The following is a 19,062-nucleotide window of genomic DNA, read 5'->3' on the forward strand; positions in this document are numbered from 1 at the left end:
CGGGACCTGCCCGCTCACGAGGAGGAGCCGATGGCGTCCGGGTCCGCGTTCTCGACGAACGAGGGGTCCAGGAGGGTCTCGAGCGCCTCGTCCACCTGGGCCTGCTCCAGCACGTCGCCGTTCTCCACGAACACGGGGCCGATCTTCTCGAGCACGCTGCGCTGGGCGTCACCCGGGGCGGGGTCCACCGCGAGGTTGGTGCGGTCCAGGATCACCGAGTTCGCCACGGCCTGGTCGATGCCGGCGACCTCCGCGAGGATCGCCGCCGTCTCCTCCGGGTTCTCCTCCGCCCAGGCGCGGGCGTGCTCGTAGGCGTCCACCACGGTCTGGGCCACGTCGGGCTGCTCCTCGAGGAAGTCCTCGGTGGCGTTGAGGAAGCCGTAGGTGTTGAAGTCGATGTCGCGGAAGAACAGCTGGGCGCCGTCCTGCTCGGCGGCGGCCATGATCGGGTCCAGTCCGGCCCAGGCGTCCACGGCACCGCTCGCGAGGGCGGAGCGCCCGTCCGCGTGCTGCAGGTTCTCGATGGTCACCTCGGACTGGTCCACCCCCGCCGCCTCGAGGGCCTGCAGCAGGAAGAAGTACGGGTCCGTGCCGATGGTGGCGGCCACCGACTTGCCGCGCAGGTCCTCCACCGACGTGATCCCGGAGTCCGGCAGTGTCACCAGCGCGGACCACTCCGGCTGCGAGTAGATGTCGATGGTGCGGATGGGGGAGCCGTTGGAGCGTGCCAGCAGCGCCGCGGACCCTGCGGTGGAGCCGACGTCGATCGCGCCCGCCCGCAGCGCCTCGTTGGCCTTGTTCGATCCGGCGGACTGCACCCAGTTGACGTCCATGTCCTGCTCCGCGAGCGCGTCCTCGAGCCAGCCCTGCTCCCGGACGATCAGGCTCAGCGGGTTGTAGGTGGCGAAGTCGATGTTCAGCGTGCCGCCCTGCGTGGCGCCGTCCGCGGAGCCGGCGTCCGCTGCGTTCTCACCCGCCATGCAGCCGCTGAGGCCGAGGGAGAGCGCGGTGGCGAGGGCGAGGGTGGGGAGGAGGGTGCGGCGATTCATGGTGGTTCCTTAGCGAGCGGGACGCCGGAGGTGGCGTGGAGGTGGAGGAGGTGTGCAGGGGGCGCCGGTACGGCAGGGCGGTGCGGGGATGGCGCGGGGGTCAGTGGCCGGTGACGCCGAGCAGGGAGAGCAGGGAGCTCCGCAGCCGGCCGAGCTCCGCGGAGTTGCGGTTGCGAGGACGTGATCCGGGAACGGTGACCAGTTCGGCGACCGTGGAGCCCTCGGCGTCGTCATCCGTCCGCCCGAGCACGAGGACGCGGTCCGCGAGCTGGAGCGCCTCGTCGACGTCGTGCGTCACGAGCAGCACCGTGGTGGGCTGTGCGCCGTGGATCTCGAGGAGGAGGTCCTGCATCTTGATGCGGGTGAGGGCATCGAGCGCGCCGAACGGTTCGTCGAGCAGCAGCACGCCGGGGTTCCGGGCGAGTGCCCGCGCCAGTGAGGTGCGCTGCGCCATGCCGCCGGAGACCTCGCGGGGGCGGTGCTTCGCGAACCTGTCCAGTCCCACGAGTTCGAGCAGCTCGCGGACCTTGGCCTTCCCGGCCGCGGCACCCGCGGATCTCGGGAGCCCGATCGCCACGTTGGCCTGCAGCGTGTGCCAGGGCAGCAGCCGGGGTTCCTGGAACGCGACGGCGCAGCGCTCGTCGATCCCGTCGACGGGTGTCCCGTCGATCAGGACCTCACCGGCGTCGGGGACGTCGAGCCCGGCCGCGGCCCGCAGGAGGGTGGACTTCCCGCATCCGCTGGTGCCGAGGATCGCGAGGATCTCACCGGGCCGCACGTCCACGGTGACGTCGCGCAGCACCACGCGCCGGGCGCCGGACGGGCCGAAGCTGCGCCCCAGCCCCGAGAAGCTGACGCCGAGGGCTTGCTTGGAGGAGGGCCGGGTCTTGCCGGGTGCCAGAAGTGCAGTCATCACGTCTCCATCGGTCCTGGCGGTAGCACCCTACGGTTCGAGCCTTGGCCGCCGCACTCGCGGTGGTTCCCGTGGCTCGCACCTCGTTATCGCCTCGCATCAGGGGGATGCGGGCAACCAGGGTTGCTGCGGCTTCATCGATCCAGGTCTCTCGGCCGCTCGGGATGGTCACCCCCATGAAACCCCGGGCTGTCCGGAGGAGCAAAATGGGACGTGTAACAAAGGCTGTAACAATCCACGCCCGAGTCGAGGAGGAACCGTGGCACATCGCAACGATCCGCAGGTGATCGGAAGGCTCCTGACCGAGCCCGGCCGCTGGGCGGTGGTGGGACTCTCGAACAATCCGAGGCGCGCGGCCGTCGGCGTCTCCCGCTTCCTCATGGACCGGCTCGGCATGGAGATCGTCCCGGTGAGCCTGAAGGGCGACGACGTCCACGGGCAGCAGGGCTACACCCGGCTCGCCGACGTCCCCGGGAGCATCGACGTGGTGGACTGCTTCGTGAACTCCACCCGCGTGGGGGCGGTGGTGGACCAGGCGATCGCCGTCGGGGCGAAGGCCGTGTGGCTCCAGCTCGGCGTGATCGACGAGGCCGCGGCGGCCCGCGCGGCGGAGGCCGGGCTCGACGTCGTCATGGACACCTGCCCGGTCATGGAAGCACCCGCGCTCGGTCTTTGATGGCCACGGGGTCCGCGCTTCCACAGATCACGTGTGCCGGTACCTCACATGCGCTGATATCGGGACCGGATTACCATGAACACGCCGTACGCCATGAGCCCGAGGGCCACGGATCCCAGGATCCACATGCCGAACGGCTGATCACGCAGTGACTTCAGTGCACCATCCAGACCGGTGGACTGCTCGGGATCATGCCGGACGGTGCTCACGAGGACGAGGACGCCCAGCACCCCGAGAGCCACCCCCTTGGCGATGTAACCCACCGCTCCGAGCGCCACGAGAGCGGTCCCTGCCGGCCGGAGCGGGAGACGGGTGAGGTGCTTCCGGAAACGGCGGGTCACACCGCTGTGGATGAAGTACCCTCCGACGCCCAGGATGCCGAGGCCCACCGCGAACAGGAGCACCGACCCGGCCGGATGGGACATGAGCGACGCGCTCACAGAACTCGTGCTACTGCTGCTGTCGGTCGAGCCGCCGAGGGCGAATCGACCGAACGTCACACCGATCCCCGCGTACACCACGGACTGCCCGGCGCACTTGGTCCGGAAGACCGCCCTGTCCTTGGCCGAGCCGCTACGGGCGCCGAAGAAGATCTCGCTGACCAGGAAGAGCGCGAGTGCCAGGCAGCCCAGGAAACAGAACCACAGCAGCACCGTGCCACCCGGGCGCGTGGCGAGCTGGCCGATCGCACCGCTCTGGTCGGCACTGCCGGATCCTCCGTCGGAGAGTCCCAGGGCGATGATCCCGATGAGGAGGTGCAGGATCCCTGCAGCCACGTAACCCGCACGGGCCGCGAGCGTGAAACCGGTCGAGTCCGCAGCCTGCTCGGCCGCGTCGGTCGCCTTGTCGACGGCATCCTTGCCCCCGCCGCCCGGCGTCGTCCCCTGTCCCATGATGTTCCCGTCTCCTCGTCGGACCGGCGGGACCGAGGTCCGACGGATCCGTGCCGTCCGGATCATCCTGCCACCGCGTGTCCCGCCGCCACAGGGCATCCTCCTGCCGGACGAGTACCCGGCACGCGGAACGGCGACACCTCCCGGGATGTGTGGCGTCCGATCCGGGAGCGTGGTGCCGCAGGGCCGCATCGAGCAGGGCGCCATCGCCGTCCCACCGCACCCGCGCGCGGGTGCGGTGGATACCATGGCACTGGTGCGTACCGGCCGGCCACCGGGGCCGGGCACCCCTGGTCCTCCTCCACCGGTCCCCTCGAGAGGTACGGCATGGAACGGTTCACCTACAGCGAGCGCGGCGCCACGGACCGCCCGTTCCCCCAGCCGTTCGAGGGCGGCTGGCCCGCCGGGTACACCGTCATGGTGGAGCGGCACGAGATCGTTTCCGCTGATGCGGCGGGGGCCTTCGTGGCACCCCCGGGGGGGGGCCTCGGGGGGGGAATGCCCGCCGTGCGGGCCTCACCCTGGAATCCGACGCCGGGCGCGCGGCGCCCGGGGTGCGGGTGGTGTCCGGGTTCGGTGTGGGCCCCTTCCGCATCAAGGCACCCTGCCGTGTGCTGTGGTCGAGGCCGGGGGAGTTCGACGGCGCATCCCGCGCCGTCGCGGGCCAACGCGGCGGGTTCGGGTACGGGACGCTGCCGGGCCACCCGGTGCGGGGTGAGGAGGGCTTCTACGCCGAGCTCACCGACGACGGACGCCTGTTCTTCGTCTGCTCCGCCTACAGTGCGCCGGCGAGTCTCCTGTACCGGCTGGCCGCTCCGGTGACCCGGTTGACGCAGCGCTTCGTCCTCGCCAGGTATGTCCGAGCGGCGCGGAGCCTCGCGGCAGGAGTCTGAGTCCCTGCCGTGAGGCTTCGTTCATCCGCGGTACCCTCCGACGAGCAGATCCCGCGAGGAACGGAGCGCCCGGATGAGCCGGCAGGTGCAGATCACCTTCGACGCCCATGTTCCCCGGACGCTCTCGTGCTTCTGGCGCGACGTTCTGGGACACGTCCATCCGGGTCCCCCGCGATGAAGCCGCACCACCGATGTGCCTCGAACGCATCGTGATGAGGGGCCCGGAAGGGAACGAATTCTGCCTTAAGTGACGGATTTCTTGTGCGGACCCTACGAGCACCATCGAATCGTTACCGGAACCGACTACTCGTTTTTGTTGCCGAACTACCTGTCAGCACTCTAAGTTAAAAACTACAGTGATCGCCCAGGGTGTTTCCAGGATGTTCGGGTCCACCGCTGGACTCTGCGATCTGCGGATCGTGACGTTCAGCGTGCGGCGGGCCTCCTCCGAGGGTCGTCCCGTGCGAGTGGCCTCCGCGAACTGGGACGTCGGGGGTCGCCCGGGGGAATCTACGTGTTTTCAGGAGACGCGCACACATGAACGTTGGAAAAAAATGGGTTGCTGCCGGATCGACAGCCACCCTTCTTGCCGGTGGACTCTTCCTCGGCGCACCCGCAGCCACCGCTGCACCGGGTGACCAGGCATGCCTCGCCGCATCGACCCAGTTCAACGCGGCCCTCGGTGCCGCCGGCATCGACCTCGCGTTCGTCAACCAGCTCGAGGTCGCCGTCGCGAACGTCGTCACGACACTGGAGAACGCACTGCTGCTCGCCGATGCTGCCGCGAGCACGGAAGCCGCTGTCGCCGCCCAGGGTCAGGTCGAAGCCACCGCGGTGCTGTATGACACAGCGGTCGACAATGTCGATGCCGCCCAGACCGCGTACAACACCGCGCTCGCAGCGGCGAACGGTGATGTCGAGGCTCCTGCCGTTGTCCAGGCGCAGGGTGTGCTGACGCTTGCCCTGGCCGATCAGGCAGCGGCGCTCAACAACGCGGACCTCGCCTTCGCAGCCTACGAGGCCCTGGTCTACACCCCGGAGGTCCAAGCCGCCGAAGCCGCAGCTGAAGCTGCAGCGGCGGAGGCCGACGCCCTAATCGCTCAGCTCGGTGGCGACGAGGCGCTCGCCGCCCAGATCGTCGAGCTGTTCAAGGCCTTCCTCGCCGCTTGTGACGCCAGCGCCATCGGCGTCGACCCCGTGGTCCCGATCGTCACGCCCGTGACCCCGGCTCCCGTGGTCGTGACCCCGGCCCCCGAGGTCGTCGTGGTGACCCCTGCCCCGGAGGTCACCGTCGTGACCCCGGCTCCCGTAGCCGTGGCCCCGGCCACCGGGACCAACAAGGGCCTCAATGTCCAGACCGCCGTCGCCACCGAGGACAACAGCGCAGCGATGACCCTCATCGCTGCGCTGCTGGCCGTCGGCGTCGCGGTTCCCATGGCAACAGCCGCCCGCATGCGCCGCCTCGAGCGCGCACAGCGCTAGTACACCGACTGCTCCGCCCCCGCGTCCTCGGACCGCGGGGGCGGAGCAGTGCATCATCCATCCCTAGCTCAGGACCGCCTGCATCATGGACACTCCCCGGAGCCCCGAAGAACCATTCGATCCCCAGTCCGAGGACGGTGCCGATGTGGCCGTCCGGGAACGGCCGAGGAAGCGGTGGATCGTCCTTCCCCTGGTGGCTGCCGCCGCCCTGGTCGGAGGTGTGGTGCTGTCGCAGGGCTCTGCCGGGGCCCCGCCCGAGGCCTCGCCGACCACCTCGATCTCAGCGGTCGCCGCGCCGTCGTCCTCCGCCACGCCGCAGGACACCGCAGCACAGCCCACGGCGACCCCGGTTGCCGCCGATGCCGGCCCCGCCGCCGCCCAGCCCGTCGGGCTCTCCTTCGCCGCAGCCGGTATCGACATGGCCGTGCTGCCCCTGACCCCCAGCGACGAGGACCTCGCCACGCAGTCCCTGGTCCCGCCCCTCACCATCGACGCCTACTGGCTCACGCCCTATGGGGTCCCCGGCGCAGGATCGCAGAACACCACCTACATCGCCGGGCACAGCTGGGACGGCCAGGACGCCCCCTTCAACCACCTGAGCGACGAGAGCCTCGTGGGGAAGGAGTTCACCCTGACCACCGAGGAGGGCGAGCTCACCTACGTGGTGGACGGCGTGGTCACGCACGACAAGGACACCCTGAAGGACAGTGAGATCTGGGACGTCGTGCCCAACCGCGTGGTGCTGATCAGCTGCTACACCGAGGACCCGTGGGGCAAGAACGTGGTGGTCACCGCGATGCCCAGGACCGCGTAGCACCGCATCACCTCACAGCCGGAGGAGGCCGCCATCCGAGCACGGGTGGCGGCCTCCTCCGGATGTGCGTGGGATTCAGCCGAAGTACTTCGGCAGCGTCCCCTCGTGGGCCTCGCGGAGCTGGTCGAGTGGCAGGTTGAAGTACCCCTGCACGTCCAGCGCCTGGTTCTCCGTGTCCACCACGCCGATCCGGAGGGTGGGGAAGTTCCGCGCGGTGCACATGTCGTTGAAGCGCACCTCCTCGGAGCGCGGCACGCTGACGACGGCGCGGCCCTGGCTCTCGCTGAACAGTGCGGTGAACGCGTCGATACCGTCGCGCTCGCACAGCTCGTCGATCCCGATGCGCGCGCCCACGCCGAAGCGCAGCGCCATCTCGCTGATCCCGGCGGCGAGCCCGCCCTCGGACAGGTCGTGGGCGCCGTCGATCATGCCGTCGCGGCTGCAGTTCACGAGGATCGCCGCGAGGGTCTTCTCCTGCGTGAGGTCCACGGCCGGCGGCTGCCCGCCGAGGTGACCGCGCAGGCGGGCCCACTCCGAGCCGTCCAGCTCGTCGGCCGTGGTACCCAGCAGGTAGACGGCCTGCCCGTCCTCACGCCAGCCCGACGGCGTGCGGCGTGCGACGTCGTCGAACACGCCCAGCACGCCCACCACGGGGGTGGGGTGGATGGCCACGCCGCCCGTCTGGTTGTACAGCGAGACGTTGCCGCCGGTCACGGGCACGCCGAGTTCCTGGCAGGCGTCCGCGAGACCACGCACCGTCTCGGCGAACTGCCACATCACCTCGGGGTCCTCGGGGGAACCGAAGTTCAGGCAGTCGGTGACGGCCAGCGGCACGGCACCGGCGGTCGCGACGTTCCGGTACGCCTCCGCGAGGGCCAGGCGGGCACCCTCGTAGGGGTTCAGGTAGGAGTAGCGGCCGTTGGCGTCGGTGGAGATGGCGACGCCGAGGCCGGTCTCCTCGTCCACGCGGACCACGCCGGCGTCGTCGGGCATGGCCAGGGCCGTGTTGCCCTGCACGTAGCGGTCGTACTGGTTGGTCACCCAGTCCTTGGAGCACAGGTTCGGCGAGGCCATGAGTTCCAGGACCGCCGCCCGCAGATCGGCCGGCTGCTCGATGCCGGAGGAGGGAGCGGTGAAGGAGTCCGCCTGCACGCCGCCCAGCCACGCGGGACGGGAGTAGGGCCGCTCGTACACGGGACCCTCGTGGGCCACGGTCCGCGGGTCGACGTCCACGATCTTCTCGCCGTCCCACTCGATGATCAGGCGCCCGGTGTCGGTAACCTCCCCGAGCCAGGAGTACTCCACGGCCCAGCGGTCCAGGATCGCCTCGAACGCCGCGACGTTCTCCGGCGTCACCACGGCCATCATGCGTTCCTGCGACTCGGACATGAGGATCTCGCCGGGCGTCAGGGACGGGTCGCGCAGCAGTACGTTGGTGAGTTCCACGTGCATGCCGCCGTCGCCGTTGGAGGCCAGCTCCGAGGTGGCGCAGGAGATGCCGGCGGCGCCGAGGTCCTGGATGCCCTCCACCACGGAGGCCTTGAACAGTTCCAGGCAGCACTCGATGAGCACCTTCTCCGCGAAGGGGTCACCCACCTGCACGGCTGGGCGCTTGGAGGGCTTCGAGGAGTCGAAGGACTCCGAGGCCAGCACGGAGGCGCCGCCGATGCCGTCACCACCGGTGCGGGCCCCGAAGAGCACCACCCTGTTGCCCACGCCGGAGGCGTTCGCGAGGCGGATGTCCTCGTGCCGCAGGACGCCGACGGCGAGCGCGTTGACCAGCGGGTTCCCCTGGTACACGGAGTCGAAGACCACCTCGCCGCCGATGTTCGGCAGACCCAGGGAATTCCCGTAGCCGCCGATGCCGGAGACGATCCCGTGCACCAGGCGCGCGGTGTCCGGGTGGTCGATGGCCCCGAAGCGCAGCGGGTCCATGACGGCCACCGGTCGGGCGCCCATGGAGATGATGTCGCGGACGATCCCGCCGACGCCGGTGGCCGCGCCCTGGTAGGGCTCCACGAAGGAGGGGTGGTTGTGGCTCTCCACCTTGAACGTCACGGCCCAGCCGTCCCCGATGTCCACGACGCCGGCGTTCTCGCCGATGCCCACGAGGAGGTGCTCCTTCATCGCGTCGGTGACCTTCTCGCCGAACTGGCGCAGGTGCACCTTGGAGGACTTGTAGGAGCAGTGCTCGCTCCACATCACCGAGTACATGGCGAGCTCGGCGCCGGTGGGGCGCCGCCCGAGGATCTCCTCGACGCGCCGGTACTCGTTCTCCTTCAGGCCCAGCTCGGCCCAGGGGAGCGGCTGACCGGGGGTCGACTCCGCGTTGGCCACGGTGTCGATGTTGAACTTCTTGGACGTCTCTGCAGTCACTTAGCGCACCAGTTTCTTGAGTACCGAGGTGAAGATGCCGAGGCCGTCGGTGCCGCCGCGCACCTCTACCTCGCCGCGGGCGGAGGAGTCGGGGCCGAAGCCGGCCTCCACGGCGTGCTCGGGGTGCGGCATGAGGCCCACCACGTTGCCGGCGGCGTTGGAGATCCCGGCGATGTCCCGGCGTGAGCCGTTCGGGTTCTCGTCCACGTAGCGGAACACCACGCGGCCCTCGCCCTCGAGCTCGTCGAGGGTCCGGTTGTCGGCCACGAACTGGCCGTCCTGGTTCTTCAGCGGGATCACGATCTCCTCACCCGGGGCGTAGTCCGAGGTCCAGAAGGTGTCGGCATTCTCCACCCGGAGGCGCTGGTCGCGGCAGATGAAGTGCAGGTGGTTGTTCTTGACCATGGACCCCGGCAGCAGGTGGGCCTCGGTGAGCACCTGGAAGCCGTTGCAGATGCCGAGCACGGGCAGTGCCTGCGCGCCGCCGGAGGCGGCTGCGATGATCTGCTCCATGAGCGGCGCGAACCGGGAGATGGCACCGGCACGGAGGTAGTCGCCGTAGGAGAAGCCGCCGGGGATGATCACGGCGTCCACGCCCTGGAGGTCGTGGTCGTCGTGCCAGAGGGCGACGGCGCTGCCACCGGCCAGGCGGACCGCGCGGACGGCGTCGCGGTCGTCGAGCGAGCCGGGGAAGGTGACCACGCCCACCCGCACGCCGTCCAGGGAACCGTCACCGGTGTCCGAGGCGATCGGCTGGGGGTACCCGATCAGCGGGGTCTCGACGTTCGAGGCGGTCACTGTGCGCCGTCCTCGATGACCTCCACGCGGGTGACGTCCTCGATCACGGGGTTGGAGAGCAGCGTGGACGCGGCCTGGCGGGCCTGCTCGAGGACCTCCTCGGGGACCTCGCCGTCCACGGTGAGCTCGAAGCGCTTCCCCTGGCGGACACCGGCGAACCCGGTGAGGCCGATCCGGGGGAGCGCCCCGGCGATCGCCTTACCCTGCGGGTCGAGGATCTCGGGTTTGGGCATGACGTCGACGACGATCCGGGGCATCCGGCAACTCTCCTGTACGTGAGCGGCGCTGGGTGGTCCCAGCATTGGCGGCAGGAGCCCGGGAGTGCCGTCTCACGCCGTATCAGGGATGACACCGGCGCTCCGCGAGCTTGCCCCACGAGTCTACCGGGCCCGCCGTTCCGTCCGCGCGGGCCGGACGCCCGGGATCGTGCTCCTGGAGGCCCCGCAGGTCAGCTCGCGCCCGGCGCCCCGAGGATGTCCTGGGCCGCGGTCCACCGCGAGATCTGGCAGCCGTCCGTCAGGGAGAAGGCGGCGATCACGGAGGTGCCGTCGAGGGTCCCGGTGATGCTCGCCGTCTGCGGCCCGCCGTACTGCTGGGTGCAGATCACGTCCTTGTCCGGCCGCGCGGTGAAGAACGCGGCACCGAGCCGGGTGAGTGCGGCGCAGGCGCTCTCGGCCCCGGGGAGCGTGGTGGCGGCGCCGGGTGCTCCACCCACGCATTCCAGGACGTACTGCACGGGTCCCGCCGCGGCGTCCTGCTGCAGGGTGACGGGCAGCAGGGCCTCGGTGCCCGCCGGCGACGGTCCTGCATCCGCGCTCGACGACGGGGTGCTCGACGGCGGTGGGGTGGAGGGCGGGGCCGACGGCGTCCCCCCGGGGTCGGGTGTGGGCTCGGACGGTGTGGGCTCGGGCGAGGCGGACTGCACGGTCGGCTCCTGCTCTGTCGGTTCGGTCGTGGTTCCACCCGGTGAGCAGGCGGTGAGGGTGAGGGCGAGGGCCGCGAGCAGACTCCCTGTGCGGAGACCCCTCGGCATCCGGGTGCCGCCGGGTGGCGGGGTTGTGCGGGTCATGGTTCCCCCTTCGACTGGTTCCCCAGCGTAATCGCCGCTGGACATCCGACGTCGGCGAACCTCCGACGAACGAAGCCTCCGTGATGTCCCGCGTCTGGTGACGCCTCCCTCAGCCCAGGACCAGGGCCTCCTCGAGCTGCCGCAGCAGGATCTTCCGGAGGTCCTGGGACTCCGCGGCGAAACCGCGCTGCAGGCGCACGTACTCGGCCTTCCCCTCGGGGGTCTCGATGGCGATCGGCGTGTGGCCCCAGGCGGAGAGGTCGTAGGGGGAGGCCCTCATGTCCATCATCCGGATACGCCAGGAGAGCTCGAAGCAGTCCATCACGGTCTCGCTCGGGATCAGGGGCGTCAGCTTGTAGGCCCACTTGTAGAGGTCCATGTTCGCGTGGAGGCATCCGGGCTGCTCGAGGTCCCGCTGGTTCTGGCGGGTGGGCGAGAGCTCGTTGAGCGGGATGGCCTCGGGGGTGTAGAAGCGGAAGGCGTCGAAGTGGGTGCAGCGGATCCGGGCGGATTCGACGACGTCGTCCGTCCCCGAGGCGCCCAGGCGCAGCCCGAGGTACTCGTGCCGCACGCCGTTCACCGCCGAGCGGTAGGCCATGGCCCACTCGTGCAGGCCGAAGCAGCCGAACTGGGCCGCCCGTGCCGCCGTGCGCCCGAGGATCACGCGGGTGAAGTCGATGGTCTCGCGCCGCTCCGCGACGAATCTCGGCACATCCACCCGCACGCCGCCGTCGTCCGCGGTGTAGTACTTCCAGGCGGCGCGGTCGGTGGAGGCAGGCCCCGTGAGGGTCACGCCCGCTCCCGGGTGCCACCGCCGGAGCTGACCGGGTTTCTGGTTGTAGTACGTGAAGAGGAAGTCCTCTACCGGGTGCTTCGCCCCGCGTGAGCGCCGTTCCAGGTACGGGCCGGCGAAGCGGTCCACCCGCGCGGTGTGCACCGCCTCCCGCTCCCGCCACTCGTCCGCGGTGGCGGTGCGTGCAGGTGAAGACGGCATCCAGCCATTATCACCCCGCCGCATGAAGGTAAACACCTCGTGTTAATTCTGGGTAACGGGGCTGAATTCGAGTGGTCAGTAAGTGTTGCCTCGGGTAAGTTTGTCTCGCTGCGACGTCTGTGAGAGTCATCACAGTTCGGGGATCCTATCCGGGAGATCGCAGCACAGGGGGAACGGCTTCCGGCCGCTCCGCACTTTCACGAGAGGCACCACCTTCCTATGACACAACGGAGAAAAGCCGGGCAGGGCAGCAGCACGCTGCGGGCTGTCACGGCGATCGTCCTGGGTCTGCCGCTGCTGGTCACGTCCACGGCCGTGGCGCCCATGGCGTACGCCGCACCCGCGGGTGCGCTGTCGGCGCAGAAGGCTCCCACCAAGGAACTCGACCCGGCGCAGTACCCCGATGGCAAGTACATCGTGGTCCTCGCCGACAAGCCGGTGGCCACCTACGAGGGTGAGATCCAGGGTCTGGAGCGGACCAAGCCGGAGCAGGGGCAGAAGCTCGACGCCGCGGACGCGGACGTCCAGCAGTACTCGGACTTCCTCGAGGGCAAGCAGCAGGAGATCGCGGCCGGCGAGAACGTCGAGATCAACCGCACCTACACCGCGGCGATCAACGGCTTCGCGGCGGACCTCAGCACGGACCAGGCGGTGGAGCTCGCCAAGAGCGACGACGTCCTGTTCGTGGCACCGGACGTCGAGAACGCACCCGACTACTCGAGCACCGACTTCCTGAACCTTCCCGGGAACAAGGGCGTGTGGAAGAGCCAGTTCGGCGGCGAGAAGAACGCCGGTGCCGGCACGGTGGTCGGCGTGATCGACACCGGGTACGCACCCGACAACCCTTTCTTCGCAGGTGCACCCGTCAAGCGCCTCCCCGGCAACTCCAAGCCGAAGGTGGGCGAGCCCTACCTGAACGCGGCCGGCAGGATCGCCATGCTGAAGACCGACGGGAGCACCTTCGTCGGCGAGTGCCAGGTCGGCGAGGACTTCGACGGCAGCCTCTGCAACTCCAAGGTCCTCTCGGCCCGCTACTTCGCCGACACGTTCCTCGCGAACGTCCCTGCGGAGAACCGTGCTCCCGAGGAGGTCATCTCCCCCGTGGACATCGACAACCACGGTACGCACACCGCCAGCACCGCCGCCGGCAACGCCGGCGTACCCCAGCGTGTGGACGGCCGCGACTTCGGCATCGGTGCCGGTGTGGCGCCCGCCGCGAAGATCGCCGTCTACAAGATCTGCTGGGAGGACGACAACCCGGACACGGGCGGCTGCTACTCCTCCGCGGCGGTCGACGCCATCAACCAGGCCATCCTCGACGGCGTGGACGTGCTGAACTACTCGATCTCGGGCAGCACCACCACGACGACGGACCCCGTGGCCCTCGCGTTCCTCTCCGCAGCGTCCGCGGGTGTGTTCGTCGCGGCCTCGGCGGGTAACTCCGGTCCTACCGCGAGCACCGTGAACCACGGTTCCCCGTGGCTCACCACGGTGGCCGCGAGCACGTTCAACTACGAGCTGCAGGGTACGGCCGAGTTCTCCGACGGATCCAAGTACCGCGGTGCCTCGATCATGCGCAACGGCGTCCCCGCCAGCCCCGTGGTCCTCGCCGCGAATGCCGCTGCCGCAGGTGCCCCCACGCCGGAACTGTGCGGCCCGAACCCCTTGGAGCCCGCGAAGGCCGCGGGCAAGATCGTGGTCTGCGCCCGCGGCGTCGTGGACCGCACCGCCAAGAGCGCGGAGGTCCAGCGCGGCGGCGGTGTGGGCATGATCCTCGTCAACGTCACGCCGTCCTCCACGGACGCCGACAAGCACGTGATCCCCACGGTGCACGTCGACGCCCCCGCCGCTCTCGAGCTGAAGGCCAAGGTCGCCGCGAACCCGAACCTGACGGTCGCCCTGCAGCCCCGGGACACCACGGGCCAGCCGCTGCCTCCCACCCCGCAGATCGCCGGGTTCTCCTCGCGTGGACCGCTGCTGGCCACCGGATCCGATCTCCTGAAGCCGGACATCACGGCTCCCGGTGTCGGCGTCCTCGCCGGTGTCTCCACCGTGGGTTCGAACGGTGAGCAGTTCGGTTTCCTCTCCGGGACCTCCATGGCGTCCCCGCAGGTCGCCGGTCTCGCAGCACTGGTCCTGGCGAAGAACCCGACCTGGTCCCCGGCCGCCGTGAAGTCGGCCATGATGACCACGGCGTACCCCTTGAAGACGGCCACCGGTGCCGTCGAGACGGACGTCCTCGCGGTCGGCGCGGGTCACATCAACCCGGCGTCGGTGCTCAGCCCCGGCCTGGTCTACGACCAGGACGCGGACGACTACCTGCGCTTCATCCAGGGCACGGGGCTCGACCTCGGCATCGACGGGATCGAAGCCGTCGAGGCGAAGAACACGAACGCCCCCCCCTTCTCACTGGGCAACCTGCCCGGCCGCTCCGAGGTGACCCGCACGGTCACCGCCGTGACGCCGGGCCTCTACCGCGCCACCGTCAACATCCCCGGGGTGAAAGCCACGGTCACGCCGTCGATCCTGAACTTCAGCGCAGCCGGCGAGAAGCGCACCTTCAAGGTGACCTTCGAGAACCAGAGCGCCCCCGTGGGTCAGTTCGCCGCCGGGTCGCTGACCTGGTCGGGTCAGAACAAGAAGGTCACCTCACCGGTGGCCGTCCGCCCGCAGGCCGTCAACGCTCCCGCCGAGGTGGCCTTCACCTCCAACGGCGCCAGCGGCAGCGGCAGCTTCGACGTCACCTCGGGGACCAACAGGCCGATCGCGATGACGCTGCAGGGTCTCGCCAAGGCGGACACCACGGACATCGAGCTGGTGCCCGGCAGTGCTGCCATCGGCAACAACGTCTCCAACGCCGTGAAGACCGTCGAGGTGCCGGCCAACACGTCGCTGGCCCGCTTCTCGGTGCTCTCGAGCACCGAAGCGGCGGACTTCGACATGTTCCTGGTGCGCCCCAACGGCAGCGTCACCCAGGTGGCGACGTCCGACGCCAGCGAGACCATCACGCTCCAGAACCCTGCGGCGGGCACCTACCAGATCGTGGCCAACCTGTACTCCAGCCCCGGGAACGCCCCGACGGCGGGAACCATCGAGGCCGTCGTCCTGGGTGCCGGTCTGAACAACGCCACGGTCACCCCGAACCCGCTGGTGCTGGCGAACGGCTCCACCGGCGCCGTCACGGTCAACTGGACCGGGCTCGCCCCCGGTTCCTACGTGGGCCGGATCACCTACGCGGGCTCGTCGGCCATCACCAACGTGGCCGTGACGGTCACCGGGACGGCTCCGACGGCTGCGCCGGCAGCGGTCGAACTGCCCACGGTGAACCCGGCGGACAAGCTGATCACCGGCCCCCGCGAGTTCACCACCCCCACCGGGAACAAGTAGGCGGACCTGCAATACTGATGGTCAGCACCGACTGACCGGACACGAGGAAGGCCGGTGGATCCGATCCACCGGCCTTCCTCGTGCTCTGTGCGTCGGTTGGAAGGAGCGTGCCCGGTCAGCGCCCCGTCCCGGCATACACGGTGGCCGTGGCCTCGCCGTCGAGCTCGAACGCGGCGTGCACGGCGCGCACCGCGGTGTCCAGCAGATCCGCGTCCGTGACCACGGAGATGCGGATCTCCGAGGTCGAGATCATGTCGATGTTCACCCCGGCGTCGGAGAGCGCCCGGAAGAAACGGTACGAGACCCCCGGGTTGGAGCGCATGCCAGCGCCGATCAGGGAGAGCTTGCCGATCTTCTCGTCGTACTCCACGGTCTCGAACCCCACGCGCTCCCGTGCCTCGCCGAGGGCCGCGAGGGCGTCGGCGCCGTCCACGATCGGCAGGGTGAAGGAGATGTCCGTGCTCTCGGACCCGTGCGTGGAGACGTTCTGCACGATCATGTCGATGTTGGTGTTGGCCCCGGCCACAATACCGAAGATCTCCGCGGCCTTGCCGGGGATGTCGGGGACGCCCACCACCGTGACCTTCGCCTCGGAGCGGTCGTGGGCTACGCCGGAGATGATGGGCTGTTCCAAGGGTTCTCCCTCTTGAATCTTGATCTGGTCGTCGGGGCTGGGCAGCACCCAGGTGCCCTCGTTGTGGCTGAACGAGGAACGGACGTGCAGGGGCACACCGAACCGGCGCGCGTACTCGACGCAGCGCAGGTGCAGGATCTTGGCGCCGGAGGCCGCCATCTCCAGCATCTCCTCGCTGGAGATGGTGTCGATCTTCTGCGCCGACGGCACCACACGGGGGTCCGCGGTGTAGATGCCGTCCACGTCGGTGTAGATCTCGCAGACGTCGGCGTCGAGCGCCGCGGCGAGGGCCACGGCGGTGGTGTCGGAGCCACCCCTGCCCAGGGTGGTGATGTCGTTGCTGTCGCGGCTCATGCCCTGGAACCCGGCCACGATGGCGATGTCGCCCTTCTCGATGGCGGTCCGGATGCGGTGGGGGGAGACGTCGATGATGCGCGCCTTGCCGTGGATGGCATCCGTGATCATCCCGGCCTGGCTGCCCGTGAACGACTGCGCGGAGGCACCGATCCCGTGGATGGCCATGGCGAGCAGGGCCATGGAGATGCGCTCCCCGGCGCTCAGCAGCATGTCCATCTCGCGGGCGTCGGACGACGCCTTGCTCACCTGGGCGGCGAGGTCCAGCAGCTCGTCGGTGCTGTCACCCATCGCGGACACGACCACCACCACCTGGTGACCCGCGGCCCAGGTGTCCACCACGCGCCGCGCAACACGCTTGATGCCGTCGGCGTCGGCAACGGACGATCCGCCGAATTTCTGGACTATGAGGCTCATGCACTCGCTCACTGCTGAGAGGACGACGGCGGAGGTCCGGCTGCCCGGGCCGTGCGGCCGCGGGCGGCGGCATCTTCGCCTGGGCGTCGGGGCGCTGTGACCCCAGCGCCCGTGCCAGTGTAGCGGCGCGCCGAATGCTGTCCCAAAGTTCGGGTCGGAATGAGACCGTATGGCTCCACGTCCCGTCTCAGCCCCTGGGGGGAGGCCGGGTCGAAGGACTTTCGCATACCCTCGGAGCATGACTGACAGCTTCGGGGGAATCGTCGTCGAGGGCCTCGCCCGGAGCTTCGGCCCGGTGCAGGCGATCCGCACCATCGACTTCCAGGCCCCGCCCGGCGAGGTGACCGCCCTGATCGGTTCCAACGGCTCCGGCAAGACCACCCTCATGCTGATCCTCGCGAGCCTGCTGGCACCGGACTCCGGGACCGTGCGCGTGGCCGGGTTCGATCCCGTGGTCCATCCGGCGGAGGTCCGCAGGAGGGTGGGCTGGATGCCGGACACCCTGGGCACCTGGGAGTCCCTGACCGCGTCCGAGGTGCTCCGGACCGTGGGCGCCCTGTACGGGATGAGCCCCGCGGACCGTTCCCGGCGCGCCGACGAGCTGCTGCGCACGGTGAACCTCACCGAGTTCGGGCGCCAGGCGGCCCGCGTGCTCTCGCGCGGTCAGCAACAGCGGCTCAGCCTCGCCCGCGCCCTCATCCACGACCCCGAGGTGCTCCTGCTCGACGAGCCGGCGTCCGGCCTCGATCCGGGATCACGGCTGGAACTGCGCACCCTCCTGCGCTCCCTCGCCGCCGCCGGCAAGACCGTGGTGGTGTCCAGCCACGTCCTCTCGGAGCTGGACGAGATCGCGGACCGCGCCGTGTTCGTCAGCCGCGGGCACTCCGTGAAGACCCAGACGCTCGACGAGGCCGGGAGCCAGCTGCGCCGCTACTACGTGCAGGCGCAGCCGATGTCCGCCCTCGCCGACACCCTGCGCAGCCAGGAGATCCGCTTCGAGACCCGCGGCGATTCCCGGCGCGAGGAGTTCCTGGTGCAGCTCGGCAGCACCGCGGAGGCCTCGTGGCTGCTGCGCACCCTGGTGCTGGCCGGCGTCGTCGTCACCGCGTTCGCGCCGGCCGGCGGCGCGCTCGAGGAGACCTACATGAGCTTGGACACGGACAGATTATGAGCACCGCTGCACCCTCCCTCATGCCCCGAACCGGCCCGGCGGTGACCACGCTGCCGTTCTGGTCCGCGGTCCGCACCGTGTTCGTCCTCGAGACCAGGCAGCGCCTGCGCGGGAAGGGCTGGTACTGGATGCTCGGCATCTGGTTCGTGGTGATCGGGTTCGTCTTCGTGCTCACCTCCGCCTACTCGGACAACACGCCCAACGAGGGCGGCATGCTCTTCGACCTCGTGGTGGGCTTCGTGCTGGGGTTCGGGCTGCTCGTGGCCCCCGGACTGTCCGCCAATGCGGTGAACGGTGACCGCGCCGGGGGTACGCTCGCCATCCTCCAGGTGACCCTGCTGACCCCCGGGCAACTCCTCATGGGCAAGTGGCTCGCGTCCTGGGTGGGCTCTCTCGCGTTCCTCGTGCTCAGTACGCCCTTCATCTTCTGGGCACTCGCGCTCGGCGGGGTGGGTGGAGCGGTGGCCTCCGTGTCCCTGCTGATGCTGGCCGTCCAGCTGGGCGTGGTCTGCGCCCTCGGCGTCGCGGTGTCCGCGATCGCCGGCCGCCCGCTGTTCTCGATCGTCACCACGTACATGCTGGTGGCACTGCTGACCGTCGGGACCGTGATCGTCTTCGCACTCAGCGCCGCCCTGGTCACCGAGCAGCGCAGCATCACCACCTCCTCCTACAACCCCCCGGAGTCCGCCTTGCGGGAGGACGGGACCCTCGACGAGACCGTCGAGTGGGAGTGCTATACGCAGACCTATGTCACCGACGTGGCGCACACCGAGTACATCGCGTGGGTCCTCGCCGCCAACCCGTTCGTGGTGGTGGCCGACGCCGTGCCCTACACGTACGAGGAGCCGGAGGAGGCACCCCCGGTACAGGGTTTCGCCTACACGGGCGGCACCTACTACGCCCCTGGCGTCATGGAGGGCGTCAGCCAGCTGGTCCGTCAGTCGCAGGCCGGACCGGATCTCGAGGTCACGTGCGAGGAGGCCCTGCAGGGAATGCGACCCCTGCAGCAGGAGACGCCGATCTGGCCGCTCGGTCTCGGACTGCAGGTGCTTCTCGCCGTGGCTCTCCTCCTGCTGGCCAGGCGGCGCCTGACCATGCCGGCGATGCGCCTGCCCCAGGGCACGCGCATCGCCTGAGCAGGA

At 69.8% G+C, this 19,062-nt stretch carries 15 protein-coding genes and 1 pseudogene; 7 read left to right on the plus strand and 9 right to left on the minus strand.

Translation table 11 applies throughout. The features are described 5' to 3' along the window. Positions 1 to 14 precede the first annotated feature (14 nt). Together AC792_RS07000 and AC792_RS07005 are read right to left on the minus strand one after the other, a co-directional pair. Positions 15 to 1,049 carry an aliphatic sulfonate ABC transporter substrate-binding protein gene (locus tag AC792_RS07000; protein ID WP_049829839.1) on the minus strand — a complete coding sequence of 345 codons (1,035 nt, stop codon included), beginning with the start codon at positions 1,047 to 1,049 and terminating at the stop codon, positions 15 to 17. Between the two features lie 100 nt (positions 1,050 to 1,149). Further along, entirely contained in the window at positions 1,150 to 1,962 is an 813-nt protein-coding gene (locus tag AC792_RS07005) for an ABC transporter ATP-binding protein (RefSeq protein ID WP_049829840.1), read from the minus strand. 259 nt (positions 1,963 to 2,221) lie between these two features. Between AC792_RS07005 and AC792_RS07010 the strand changes: the two genes are divergently transcribed. Continuing rightward, positions 2,222 to 2,638 (plus strand): CoA-binding protein, encoded by a 417-nt coding sequence (locus tag AC792_RS07010; RefSeq protein WP_049829841.1) that lies wholly within the window; start codon positions 2,222 to 2,224, stop codon positions 2,636 to 2,638. A 44-nt stretch (positions 2,639 to 2,682) separates the two neighbouring features. Here the strand turns inward: AC792_RS07010 and AC792_RS07015 are convergent, their stop codons facing one another. Continuing rightward, positions 2,683 to 3,531, minus strand: a complete 849-nt coding sequence (locus tag AC792_RS07015; RefSeq protein ID WP_049829890.1) for a DUF1206 domain-containing protein — start codon at positions 3,529 to 3,531, stop codon at positions 2,683 to 2,685. 515 nt (positions 3,532 to 4,046) lie between these two features. Between AC792_RS07015 and AC792_RS07020 the strand changes: the two are divergent. The 3 genes and pseudogenes from AC792_RS07020 to AC792_RS07030 form a co-directional block, all read left to right on the plus strand. After that, a pseudogene (locus tag AC792_RS07020) lies at positions 4,047 to 4,424 on the plus strand (DUF1990 family protein); the annotation flags it as partial. Between the two features lie 537 nt (positions 4,425 to 4,961). Then, positions 4,962 to 5,906 (plus strand): hypothetical protein, encoded by a 945-nt coding sequence (locus tag AC792_RS07025; protein WP_049829843.1) that lies wholly within the window; start codon positions 4,962 to 4,964, stop codon positions 5,904 to 5,906. A gap of 85 nt (positions 5,907 to 5,991) precedes the next feature. Next, a complete protein-coding gene (locus AC792_RS07030) occupies positions 5,992 to 6,720 on the plus strand; it encodes a class F sortase (RefSeq protein WP_049829844.1) in 729 nt (242 codons plus the stop codon). Positions 6,721 to 6,795: 75 nt separating this feature from the next. On the opposite strand, the gene purL is transcribed toward AC792_RS07030, so the two are convergent. From purL to AC792_RS07055, 5 genes are all read right to left on the minus strand, one after another. Further along, positions 6,796 to 9,096 (minus strand): phosphoribosylformylglycinamidine synthase subunit PurL, encoded by a 2,301-nt coding sequence (gene purL, locus AC792_RS07035; protein WP_049829845.1) that lies wholly within the window; start codon positions 9,094 to 9,096, stop codon positions 6,796 to 6,798. Further along, the gene (gene purQ / locus AC792_RS07040; RefSeq protein ID WP_152916080.1) at positions 9,097 to 9,867 is read right to left on the minus strand and encodes a phosphoribosylformylglycinamidine synthase subunit PurQ; all 771 of its coding nucleotides are present in this window, start codon (positions 9,865 to 9,867) and stop codon (positions 9,097 to 9,099) included. 23 nt (positions 9,868 to 9,890) lie between these two features. Beyond that, on the minus strand, positions 9,891 to 10,151 hold the full coding sequence (gene purS, locus AC792_RS07045) for a phosphoribosylformylglycinamidine synthase subunit PurS (RefSeq protein ID WP_049829847.1): 261 nt from the start codon (positions 10,149 to 10,151) through the stop codon (positions 9,891 to 9,893). A gap of 191 nt (positions 10,152 to 10,342) precedes the next feature. Further along, positions 10,343 to 10,963, minus strand: coding sequence for an SSI family serine proteinase inhibitor (locus AC792_RS07050; RefSeq protein ID WP_160317621.1), 621 nt, complete (start codon positions 10,961 to 10,963; stop codon positions 10,343 to 10,345). Positions 10,964 to 11,072: 109 nt separating this feature from the next. Continuing rightward, complete coding sequence (locus AC792_RS07055) at positions 11,073 to 11,957, minus strand: hypothetical protein (RefSeq protein WP_049829849.1); 885 nt, start codon at positions 11,955 to 11,957, stop codon at positions 11,073 to 11,075. Between the two features lie 219 nt (positions 11,958 to 12,176). Between AC792_RS07055 and AC792_RS07060 the strand changes: the two genes are divergently transcribed. Further along, positions 12,177 to 15,344: a S8 family serine peptidase gene (locus tag AC792_RS07060; protein ID WP_082177544.1), complete on the plus strand. Its 3,168-nt coding sequence runs from the start codon at positions 12,177 to 12,179 to the stop codon at positions 15,342 to 15,344. A gap of 115 nt (positions 15,345 to 15,459) precedes the next feature. On the opposite strand, the gene AC792_RS07065 is transcribed toward AC792_RS07060, so the two are convergent. Further along, entirely contained in the window at positions 15,460 to 16,749 is a 1,290-nt protein-coding gene (locus AC792_RS07065) for an aspartate kinase (protein WP_082177545.1), read from the minus strand. Positions 16,750 to 16,987: 238 nt separating this feature from the next. Between AC792_RS07065 and AC792_RS07070 the strand changes: the two genes are divergently transcribed. Both AC792_RS07070 and AC792_RS07075 read left to right on the plus strand, forming a co-directional pair. Further along, on the plus strand, positions 16,988 to 17,920 hold the full coding sequence (locus tag AC792_RS07070) for an ABC transporter ATP-binding protein (protein WP_049829851.1): 933 nt from the start codon (positions 16,988 to 16,990) through the stop codon (positions 17,918 to 17,920). Then, on the plus strand, positions 17,917 to 19,056 hold the full coding sequence (locus AC792_RS07075; RefSeq protein ID WP_049829852.1) for an ABC transporter permease: 1,140 nt from the start codon (positions 17,917 to 17,919) through the stop codon (positions 19,054 to 19,056). The genes AC792_RS07070 and AC792_RS07075 overlap by 4 nt, the downstream gene beginning before the upstream one ends. The last annotated feature ends 6 nt before the right edge of the window (positions 19,057 to 19,062 follow it).

Source organism: Arthrobacter sp. RIT-PI-e (assembly GCF_001187915.1).
Classification (GTDB): Bacteria; Actinomycetota; Actinomycetes; order Actinomycetales; family Micrococcaceae; genus Arthrobacter_D.